The sequence below is a fragment of the Marinomonas sp. PE14-40 genome (genome assembly GCF_051623805.1).
GTDB lineage: Bacteria > Pseudomonadota > Gammaproteobacteria > Pseudomonadales > Marinomonadaceae > Marinomonas.
This window is the reverse complement of sequence record NZ_CP130700.1, coordinates 755,005-765,019: the sequence shown is the minus strand read 5'-3', so window position 1 is coordinate 765,019 and position 10,015 is coordinate 755,005. Positions and strand designations below refer to the sequence as shown.

The window sequence follows — 10,015 nt, the reverse complement described above, 5'->3', positions numbered from 1 at the left end:
AGAAATTATTAATCTTGACTGTTAAGTTAAGCTTGTGAGGTTAAATGAAGTGTGTAAATAAAGAATTTTGGTATTCTTTTTTTGATGAGAATCCAGAGTCAGATGATGTTGCTGATGATATTAGATCTGTAGGAAGTTTAAGCCGATTTACACGCCCTGATTGGAGTTTGATCCTTACTCCTAGCCTATTTACTGAGACGGAAATTTATAAAAATACGCTTGAGCTAAATACGCTTTTCCAACTCATAAAAAAACTAGCACTAAAACTTTATGATGGAGATTATTACGCTTTTTCAAATGCTGTAGGCTTTAAAAATATAAAGTTACAAGCCCTTTTTGATAGCTATGCCAAGCGTCATCTCAATGTCATAACCCCTTGTCGCTGGGATTTCATTAAATCAGATTCCGGATTAAAAGTTTTAGAGCTTAACGCTGGTGGATCTCTAGGTGGCTTTGCCTTCGATCAAGTCCAGAAAATATATGATGACTGCTTTAACAAAGCCCAACAAGAAACAGATAGCTCGCTAGTTAATGAAGTCTGGGCTGCTCCTTTCGATGAAATTTCCAACTTTATGACCCCAAAACTTACCAAGCTAAACAACCCGCTTGTCTTAGTGATTGATGATGAGACCATGTATCAAGAGAGCCCTCTGATTGCGAATAGTATCTCTATGGCTCTTGCCACTAAATTGCAGATTCAGGTTAAAACCATAGTACATACGGACTTTCAGAAAGCGTTAGATGAACATGATGGTGATGTTATGACTTTCGAGGTCTTTAGCATGAGTCATATTGCTGAGGCTGAAGATGAGTATCATGGATACTTATGCGCCATAGACAATGATGAGATCACACCAACAATCGACCTTTTAAGTGAGCTGTATATGAGCAAAGCCATACTTGCTCTCATTGCTGATAAGTATCACCATACTCTCTTTTCAGCAGATGAAGTTAAAGCCATTGAGTCGCTCGTACCAGAAACCTATTTACTAGAAAACGCATCTGAACTCGATCTTGGCAATGACTGGTTGCTTAAGCCGGCTAATGGTTATGGTGGGCAAGGTGTTATCTGCAAATGGGAAACACCGAATGAGTCTTGGCAACAAAGTTTAAATAATGCCAAAGATATGGCCTCAGCATTTATATTACAGCGTAGAGTCAACGCCACCCAAGAAAAACATATCGCAATGACAGCCAGAGGCGACTTTGTTGAATCATCTAACCCTTGTGTTTATGGCATCTTCAATATTAACAATCAATTTTCTGGCGGCAGTGTCAGACAGTCGCTCACTGCTAGCGGTGTGATTAATGCGAGCAGAAACGCCGCGGTGGGAGTTGTTAGACTTCAAAAAGACAGTGAAAGATAGACATAAGCTTAACTTGGGTCTGCAATCGCGCTTTCTACTCGTGTGTTTAAAATTTGACTTAAAAATATCACACTAGCAAAAGATGCAATTGCTCCCCCAACCAACCAAGTATTAGTCAACCCAATATAGCTAGCACCTAATGCGCAAATCAGAGTGCCAAGTACACCTCCCGTCCTTGAAACAAAGGACATAATAGAATCAACCGTTGATCTCACATTGTCTTGTGTCGCATGTCCGACTAAATGGCTGCGGGCAGACGCACCTAGCTCTAGGGAGAAATCAAAGACGATAAATGAAATGAGAAATAGAATAATATGATTTGAAAGACTTAACGCAATAACACTTAAAAGCTGGCACACCAAACCAATAAATAACACCTTGCCCATTTGTTGATTCAAAATATCGCACAGCCAAGTTGTTACGCGTGCAGCAAGTCCTGCAAGAAATAGAGTGACAGCAAAAACCAGTCCAAACATCCAGGCAAGAGACTCTCCTTGGGTTAAATTATAAAATTCGACCTGCCAAAATTTTTCAATTGCACTTGCAAGTGGAATAGCAAGCAGACCTGACATTAAGATTCGCCATAAGACAGGATGAGATACGGCTACAATTCCCGTTTTTAACTGCAGACTTACACCATTAAAACTAGAGCTTGATATAGAATTAAACACCCTCTTTTCTTTAATCCAAAAATAAGAAGCGATACATACTAAAAGATAACAACCTGCCGCTGTTAACAATAAGGTTCGAAAGAGAGTTAATTGATCTATTGACATCCAAATGCCCAGATAAACAAGAAGAGAGCCTAGTAATGCGCCACAAGCTCCCATCAAGTTGGTTCTAAAACCCACCATAGCAAACCCTTTTTGTAGGCTCTGTTCTCCCTCTGACGCTTGATAAGTTTCAACAAACCAAGCTGTTATTGTTCCTGAACTTAAAGAGATTCCAGCCCCCCAGAAAAGCATACTTATGATCGCACCAATCACATTTGGGAAAACACACAAAAATAGCAGTGAACAGATATTAAGAATTAGTGAAAATATGAATAATTTTTTTCTGCCTATCTGGTCGGCTAGTCCCCCAGTAGGTATTTCTAAAAGGATAACAGTGCCACCCATTACCGCCATAATGACACCAATTTCTTCAATGCTGGCGCCCATTTCGATAAACAAAGGGGTCAAGATGGGAAGCACTAAGAACTGACCAAAGAAAAAGAGCCCTAAAAGAAGCCCGTAATAATGACTAAATTGTTTACGATTCATCCATAAATCCTATCAAGTATCGAATACTAGCTGCTTACAAAAAAATTTATTTTAAATGTGACATTAATGTTATAACCATATAACAAAGTTCAAACAATTATCACAATAAATTAATCAGTTAGGATTTAGGTTATAACTCATGGATGAACAAATCTTAAACAACATTCCTGGCATGGATAGCGCTAAACAGGTAGTTTGTATTGATGCCGAAGCATTAACTGAATCATCTTTTTACGACAATTTTGTCTCATTAAACAAACCTTGTTTAATTAAAAACGCGATCTCACATTGGCCGGCAATCAATAAGTGGCAGAATCAAGGTTATTTAAAAGAGCTTTGTGGTGAGAATACGTCTAAGTATTACCCTCATATGAATTATGATGATGAAAAGAATATGTTGGTTGATGAAACTAATGTTACCTTCGCACAAATACTTGATCTCTTATCTGCTAACACCAATACCACCATCAGCGCGCCATCTATTCTATTAGAGCGAGCACCGTACAATGCACTTGCTGTTGACATGACAGGCTTTAACTTTCTGCCGAAGCCTACAAAACCAATTGCCTACCCAACAAGTCGTGCATTTTTTTATAAAAAAGCAGGAACAGGATGGCACTATCATTTTGTTGATGAAACTTTAATGTGTCAGGTTAAAGGTACTAAACGGGTTGGGCTTTTGCCACCTGATAAAATAACTGACGATATAGTGCATGATATTTTCACAACAGATGCCTATTTGCTAAAAGATGCTTTCAAAGATAAGGACAAAGAGAAAATACAACCTCTCATTGCACAGGTCGAACCTGGTGATGCACTTTATATCCCGCCTTTTTGGTGGCATGGCGTTGAAACTCTTGATTCTGAATATGGTATTACAGTCGCAAATTGTTGGCGCTCTCCACTACATGTCATGGGTGATATTTCTTATCCTACCGTGAGAAAAATATGGAAGAAATCACTGACAAAGCCAAATAAGAACACGCCCTTTGTCGTCGCGTTTGGCTCACTGAGTTTTATGGCACAAGTGATACGTCTTTTTCAAACGCCTTTTAGACCTAAAAATATAAACAATTAAGAAAACTGTCTCTTACTAAGGCTTTTTGAGAACAATTAATATCTTGGAACATAATGATGAACTGATTACGTTTCATACAGTTAGAGCTGAATTATTGTCGAAATACGGACAAATAATGTCTATATTGTGAAATCATCTAAAAAAGTACGAATTAGTTCACTTTCTCCTTTGACACCTGCCTGATAAACCAATACATTTTGCCTGCTGGTAACAAAACCAGCTTCGTTCTCGGGGCGGGGTGTAATTCCCCACCGGCGGTAAGAACTTTATGTTTAAGCCCGCGAGCGTCTAACCTTGGTTAGAGTCAGCAGATCTGGTGTGATTCCAGAGCCGACGGTTATAGTCCGGATGATAGAGAGCGTGATAGACAAGATAGACCCATTTAATGTGTTAATTCATTAACTGGTAATACTGTGTGGGTTCTTCCTTCATGGTTTTTTTTGCCTGTCCGTTCGCCCTGATTCAATATTTTATATAGGATTTACCAATGAATCAGAGCTTAACGAATAACTCTACTTTTAACGCTGAAAACCAACGAATTGCTTTTTTATACGGTTCTTGGCATTCAGACATCGTTTTAAACTGCCTTGATGGCTTTAAAGCAGAACTCGCCAAACGTGGATACAATACTGATAATATTGATGTTTTCCCTGTTCCTGGCGCTTACGAAATCCCATTACAAGCAAAAATCTTAGCTAAGACTGGCAAATATGCTGCTATTGCTGGTTCCGGTTTAGTTGTTGATGGTGGTATTTATCGCCATGATTTTGTTGCTCAAGCAATTTGTACTGGTCTTATGCAGGTTCAATTAGAAACTGAAGTACCTGTTTTAACGGCTGTATTAACACCTCATAACTTCCATGAACATGCTGAGCATAAAGATTACTTTAGCCGTCACTTTGTTGTTAAAGGTACTGAGTTAGCTAATGCTGTTGATGAGACAATCAAACTTACGGCTCAAACAAAAGCCCTTTAAGTTTAAATTTCTCATTAAAAAAGCCGATCTTTTAGATCGGCTTTTTAGTTTTTACCCTATTTACTTAATAGGCAAAACCAACTCCACCGTTAAACCGCCACCAGCAGTATCTGTAAAGAGTAAGTCGCCTTCAAATTTCTCAATAATGTTATGGACAATAGAGAGACCTAAGCCTGCGCCTGCTTGAGACCCATCTCGATAGAAGCGCTCAATTAGACGATGCTTGATACTTGCTGCGCCTTCTGTCTCCTTAACACCCACACCATGATCTTGTACCTTAACTGAATATTGTTTATCTGTTTGCGTTATTAAAACTTCAATCAAACCTGATTTGTGAGAGTGCTTAATCGCATTGGAAATGAGATTTTGCATCAAGATATCAAATATTCCTTCTGACATGGTTAGTTGCCATTCTTGAGACTCTTCGGCATCCAAAGTCACTTCAATCGATTTTTTATTTGCCAAAGGAATTAACTCGGCTAGACACTGTCTTGAGTGCTTAACCAAATGTATCGTTTCTGCTACTTTCGCTTCTTTCACAGGTTTACCCTGCTCTAATCTGGCTAAAGTAAGTAATTGAGCAACAATACGAGCTGATCTATCTACGCCTTGCTCAAGCTCGTTAAGGGCTTTTTCTTTATCGGCTAAATCATCTATTTGAATGGCATTTTGAGCATGAATTTTAAGAACTGCTAAAGGGGTTCGTAATTCATGAGCAGCATCACTGATAAAGCGCTGTTCCCTTGCCATCATGTCATCAATATTAAATAACAAATCATTTAACTTGTTCTGAATGGGTTCTAGTTCATCTGGCAATGGCGAGATATGAACAGGCTCTAATTTTTTAGGATTGCGATTAGATATTTCATTAGCTAGTGCTCCAATTGGAGAAAGTCCACGCTTAATCGCCAACATCAATAAAAAAGCTAAAATTGGTAACGATATAACCTGAGGAATGACAGTTTGTAAGACAATATACTCAACCATTTCATTCCTAATATCTTCCCTCTCAGCAACCAGTACACTGATATCCCTACCCTCTATTTTACTGATAAGATGGTAAGTTCTCCAAGATTGATCATGGCTTTCAACATAAGAAAATCCCTGCTTTGAGTTTGAAAGATCATTAATCAAGGCATGACTTGACCCTAACCAGTTTTCACCATTTACCTTAATCTCAAAATAAACCTTATGTTCATACTCATGAGGGTCAGTTGAACTGTCAGTTTTATTGTTTAAAGAATTCTCAATCACATCTAAAAAGTTTTTACGTTGTGATAAATTTAAATCATTAATAATACTGCCTGTGACTAATGTCCTTAGTGTTCTCGCTTGTTGTGATAGTCTGGCATCAAATATTTCTTCGACTTCATGGTTCGCATTCACAATACCTGCGATAGAAATAATACTGCCAACTAAGACCAAGCAGGTCATCACAAGAAATAAGGTACGTCTTAAAATGGATTGATAAATATATTGCTTCAACTGAACTCTCATTTATGCAGATTCTTTATCTAAAACATACCCTATACCTCGCACGGTGCGAATGACTTTTGGAAAAAGTTTTTTGCGGATATGGTGTACATGAACCTCTAAAGTATTACTTTCTACATCATCTTCCCAACCATAAAGCAGTTGCTGCAGCGTATCTCGAGTGAAAACATGCCCAGGTTGGCTCATCATTTCTTGTAGCAAGGTATATTCGCGACGAGTTAGGGGCACCGGACTCCCTTCATACGTGACTAATTTAGCACTCGGGTTAAGTTCGATACCTGCATGAGAAATATGAGCTTGGGTACGACCTGAGTTACGCCTTAATTGGGCTCTAATACGCGCTTTCAGTTCAGTAATATCAAATGGCTTTACAAGATAGTCATCTGCTCCCGCATCTAGCCCTGCAATTCTGTCATCAATCGCATCTCTCGCCGTGAGTATAATGACAGGCATATTCTTATCAGCTGACCTTGCTTGTTTCAAGACAGAGATACCATCCAAATTTGGTAAACCTAGGTCTAAAATAACTAGGTCAAACGTTTCATTCAAAAGCGCATGTAACGCTTGGTTACCGTCAGTAAGCCAATCAACCACATAGCCTTCAGGCTTCAACGCCATGCGCATGCCTTCACCCAAAGAATGATCGTCTTCTACTAATAATATTCTCATGCTTTTTAAACCTTAACTTAATGTGATTGTGCTTTTTGTGATTTTGTAAAAATGAAACTACTTGCTCTAAAGTTGGTACACCTTGAACCTTGCTACTTCTTGTGAATCTGCATTGAAAAACATCATTTTCAAATTTTGGCACGACACGCCATCCTATATTTAATCCAATGAGTAAGGCTTTTAGTCCTATTAATTTTAAATGCATCATTCGTTTTTGAAAAATTTACTTATACAGTCCAATTTTTAACGATTATTAATTAACCCGTTAGCACTTAATAGTTTGCGAATACTCTTGTCTGATAAGATGCTTATATTTTTCAATCATGAAAGATAAAATCTGATTACTTAATTGTAAAAGTGCCTCCTATTGTTACCAACTAAACTTAAGGAAATATTATGTCTCTCTTAATCTAGAGATAATTTTTCAATTCTATAGTGTTGCAACATTAAGACTCAGGCTTAACATTCACTTTAAAGAGTAGAAACAAGATGAAAACCTAATGTTAAGTACTCTATTAAAAAGCTTAATGAAGGCAATTTGAGGAATTGCTGAAACTATCTAATGGCATGTTCGACATTAGTTCTGGCAATTTACAACTAATTCAAAAGTCACCAAACAAGGTAAGATTGATCATCTATTAGGCAATATTGGCTGGAACAAAGTGGGCTTAGATGAAATAAAAGGCATAAAATTGCCACCTTCAATGGAGTTAGGCTTGGGAGGTATAGGCAAAGAGTACGCTGTAGACTGTGTTTTACAGCTAGTTAACCAACATTATAAAAGAATACCTATTTTGGTGAATTTTGGGGGGGGACATTGCTTGCAATCAAAGTAGAGCGAATAAACAGCCTTGGTTAGTGGGTATTGAGTCTCCAGAAGGATTACATAGCCAAGCTAGTTTATCTTTAGCCTGTGGTGCCCTTGCCACTTCTGGTGACAGCAAACGCTATATCATGAACAAGGGTAAAAGATATTCACATGTACTAAATCCCAAAACAGGCTGGCCTATCTCTAATTCACCCCGTTCAATTACTGTAGCAGCCCCAACATGTACTCAAGCTGGCTTGTTGGCAACTTTGGCCTTAATAAAGGGAAAAGATGCAGAAAATTATGTGAAAGAAACAGAATTTAAATATTGGATTTATCATGGCTAAGCTATTGTTCTAAATGCGTTTCAATAACATCTTCAAACTCTAATTTGATACTGAAAATTTGTGAAAACAACCAAAGTCCAGATGCACTTAAAACCCAAAGCAAACCAGTGAGAAATAAGCTTATTAGAGGCCAAATGATAATGAAGACAATAAAAATGTAACTATAATGGTAAGCCTTTCCAAAAAAGTCGATACCTGAGTGATAGCTAAATGCTGCCACTAGAATTGAGATAACAAGAAGTAGTACAAATAAGCTACTACTTAAAGCGGTTAAAAGTAATTTAAACAAGGATAGTTGAGACAGTCTTTCTGCTTTTACAAACATTCAAAATCACTCCAATAGCCAATCATATAAGAGGCGTAGCCAGAGTCTGATGAGAAAGTCGCGTTGAAAAAATTGCGGCTTACTAATACTGCTTTAATCAGAAGGCAAAGCGTCAATCAGTGCTAATTCAAGCACTTAGTTTGTTTTAAGCAAAAAAAACGCCAAGTTGGCGTTTTTTTAATCAAGTCAGAAACTTATTTCTGATTTACTGGATTATTTTTGAAGAGTTTGAAAATAAAACCTTCAACAATATTTGTATATTGACTTGATAACCCTAGTGAATCGATCATATCAAACTCATCTAATTCAAGTTTAATAATTTCAGTACTTCGAGCTAGCTCTAGTCCTTTTAACTTAAAGGCTTCTGAAGTTGCACAGTTATCTGGCGTTTCCACAATTGAACATACGAAAAGTACTGGCGATTTTGAAGGTTGCATTATATGTATAGGGGATACGCTTGCCCAATAGTTTTGATCTGAGCCAAATGCATCACGTTCTGCATAATTTGAATCATTCTGCATAAGATCAATGGTATCAAGACCAATAGGGTTTACCGCGATTGTACCCAACCAAGGCTTAGCCCCCTCTTCAAATGCTATTTGCGGGTTAGAAGCTAACAATGAAGCTAAATATGCGCCGGAAGAATGACCCATTAGAATGACATTGCTTGGGTCACCTCCCCATGCAAGCATTTTCCTCTGGACTAAAGCGATAGCCTTAGCAACATCCCTTGCTTGATCATTTGGTTTAGCATTATTAAGCGAACGGTAATTGGTGGAAGCAAAAACCATCCCATTAGGAACCCAGCGTGAAAACTTATTTGAGGTAAAAATTGAATCGGACTTATCGCCAAATGTCCATGCGCCACCATGTACCATCAAGATAGCTGGACGGTTTTTGGTATTAATGGGATATGATGGTAAGTACATATCAAGTGTTTGTTTATCATCAACACCATAAGGTTGATCTTCCAAAAAAAAGACTTTTGGTTTTTGAACCTGATCTTGGATAGGTGCTATTTGGGCTTTTGCTGGCAATGATGTTAATAGAGCACTGGCTACCATTAAACCTAGCGAAATTTTTGAAATCATCTATTAGAACCGTATAAAGCGTTAAGTTAATTGCAATTATAAGCACTTAAATTCCTTAATGAAAAGTGATAATGGGAAAACCTCATGCGTATTAATCAGATAGCATAAGATCACAGCCTGATAAAAGGCATAAAGTGGTTTATATTAATCGCTTTAACTAGGGTAGCTGCGATTAAGAGATCCCTTTTCAGTCTGAACTTATCAGTCTCGTGTGAATAAGCATCACTTAGCGCATGATTAATTGAAAATCAGTGTAGGTGCCTTTGTAAAAGGGATAACACAGGACGACACTTTTTCTGAAAATGACTTATAGAGCCCAAAATTTTACCCTTTTAATCTCTTTTATATGAATTAGATTGTAAAAATTTTACATATGGTCAAAAATAACCGTTCTCATTGTAATTTTATGACATAATAAGCAGGTAAATTGCTAACTAAGGTAGTTGAAGTTAGTTTATTGAAATTTTATAACAGGATGTTTTTGTCAGTATAAGCATTAAATCAAACGCATTTATGACATAATTAGCGCAAATTTATTCTGTACTTTTAAAGCAATTAGGTGGGGCTTTCCTCAAATTAAAACTTTTTAGTGCGAACG

10 protein-coding genes and 1 riboswitch are annotated in these 10,015 nt (G+C 37.5%); of the genes, 5 read left to right on the top strand and 5 right to left on the bottom strand.

Going from position 1 to position 10,015, the window contains the following annotated elements:
• The first annotated feature begins 44 nt into the window (after positions 1 to 44).
• Positions 45 to 1,367 carry a hypothetical protein gene (locus Q0A08_RS03640; protein ID WP_438464941.1) on the top strand — a complete coding sequence of 441 codons (1,323 nt, stop codon included), beginning with the start codon at positions 45 to 47 and terminating at the stop codon, positions 1,365 to 1,367.
• Positions 1,368 to 1,375: 8 nt separating this feature from the next.
• On the opposite strand, the gene Q0A08_RS03635 is transcribed toward Q0A08_RS03640, so the two are convergent.
• Positions 1,376 to 2,629, bottom strand: a complete 1,254-nt coding sequence (locus Q0A08_RS03635; RefSeq protein ID WP_438464939.1) for an MFS transporter — start codon at positions 2,627 to 2,629, stop codon at positions 1,376 to 1,378.
• Positions 2,630 to 2,768: 139 nt separating this feature from the next.
• On the opposite strand from Q0A08_RS03635, the gene Q0A08_RS03630 reads away from it, so the two are divergent.
• The gene (locus tag Q0A08_RS03630) at positions 2,769 to 3,707 is read left to right on the top strand and encodes a cupin-like domain-containing protein (RefSeq protein WP_438464937.1); all 939 of its coding nucleotides are present in this window, start codon (positions 2,769 to 2,771) and stop codon (positions 3,705 to 3,707) included.
• 220 nt (positions 3,708 to 3,927) lie between these two features.
• A riboswitch (FMN riboswitch) is annotated at positions 3,928 to 4,071 on the top strand.
• A 123-nt stretch (positions 4,072 to 4,194) separates the two neighbouring features.
• The gene (locus Q0A08_RS03625; RefSeq protein ID WP_438464935.1) at positions 4,195 to 4,683 is read left to right on the top strand and encodes a 6,7-dimethyl-8-ribityllumazine synthase; all 489 of its coding nucleotides are present in this window, start codon (positions 4,195 to 4,197) and stop codon (positions 4,681 to 4,683) included.
• 60 nt (positions 4,684 to 4,743) lie between these two features.
• Here Q0A08_RS03625 and Q0A08_RS03620 read toward each other — a convergent pair whose 3' ends face one another.
• Complete coding sequence (locus Q0A08_RS03620; RefSeq protein WP_438464933.1) at positions 4,744 to 6,168, bottom strand: ATP-binding protein; 1,425 nt, start codon at positions 6,166 to 6,168, stop codon at positions 4,744 to 4,746.
• Positions 6,169 to 6,180: 12 nt separating this feature from the next.
• The gene (locus Q0A08_RS03615) at positions 6,181 to 6,846 is read right to left on the bottom strand and encodes a response regulator (RefSeq protein ID WP_438464932.1); all 666 of its coding nucleotides are present in this window, start codon (positions 6,844 to 6,846) and stop codon (positions 6,181 to 6,183) included.
• Positions 6,847 to 7,472: 626 nt separating this feature from the next.
• Here Q0A08_RS03615 and Q0A08_RS03610 point away from each other — a divergent pair.
• Both Q0A08_RS03610 and Q0A08_RS03605 read left to right on the top strand, forming a co-directional pair.
• Complete coding sequence (locus Q0A08_RS03610) at positions 7,473 to 7,682, top strand: FAD:protein FMN transferase (protein ID WP_438467598.1); 210 nt, start codon at positions 7,473 to 7,475, stop codon at positions 7,680 to 7,682.
• Positions 7,651 to 8,001, top strand: a complete 351-nt coding sequence (locus tag Q0A08_RS03605; RefSeq protein ID WP_438464930.1) for an FAD:protein FMN transferase — start codon at positions 7,651 to 7,653, stop codon at positions 7,999 to 8,001. The genes Q0A08_RS03610 and Q0A08_RS03605 overlap by 32 nt, the downstream gene beginning before the upstream one ends.
• Before the next feature lies 1 nt (position 8,002).
• Here Q0A08_RS03605 and Q0A08_RS03600 read toward each other — a convergent pair whose 3' ends face one another.
• Positions 8,003 to 8,326 (bottom strand): hypothetical protein, encoded by a 324-nt coding sequence (locus tag Q0A08_RS03600; RefSeq protein WP_438464928.1) that lies wholly within the window; start codon positions 8,324 to 8,326, stop codon positions 8,003 to 8,005.
• A 194-nt stretch (positions 8,327 to 8,520) separates the two neighbouring features.
• Entirely contained in the window at positions 8,521 to 9,417 is an 897-nt protein-coding gene (locus Q0A08_RS03595; RefSeq protein ID WP_438464927.1) for a carboxylesterase family protein, read from the bottom strand.
• Positions 9,418 to 10,015: the final 598 nt, after the last annotated feature.

Excerpts from the sequence above, each read along its gene's own strand:
- Q0A08_RS03630 (WP_438464937.1), top strand. The coding sequence starts at position 2,769 with ATGGATGAACAAATCTTAAACAACATTCCTGGCATGGATAGCGCTAAA.
- Q0A08_RS03615 (WP_438464932.1), bottom strand. The coding sequence starts at position 6,846 with ATGAGAATATTATTAGTAGAAGACGATCATTCTTTGGGTGAAGGCATG.
- Q0A08_RS03640 (WP_438464941.1), top strand. The coding sequence starts at position 45 with ATGAAGTGTGTAAATAAAGAATTTTGGTATTCTTTTTTTGATGAGAAT.
- Q0A08_RS03595 (WP_438464927.1), bottom strand. The coding sequence starts at position 9,417 with ATGATTTCAAAAATTTCGCTAGGTTTAATGGTAGCCAGTGCTCTATTA.
- Q0A08_RS03635 (WP_438464939.1), bottom strand. The coding sequence starts at position 2,629 with ATGAATCGTAAACAATTTAGTCATTATTACGGGCTTCTTTTAGGGCTC.
- Q0A08_RS03600 (WP_438464928.1), bottom strand. The coding sequence starts at position 8,326 with ATGTTTGTAAAAGCAGAAAGACTGTCTCAACTATCCTTGTTTAAATTA.
- Q0A08_RS03625 (WP_438464935.1), top strand. The coding sequence starts at position 4,195 with ATGAATCAGAGCTTAACGAATAACTCTACTTTTAACGCTGAAAACCAA.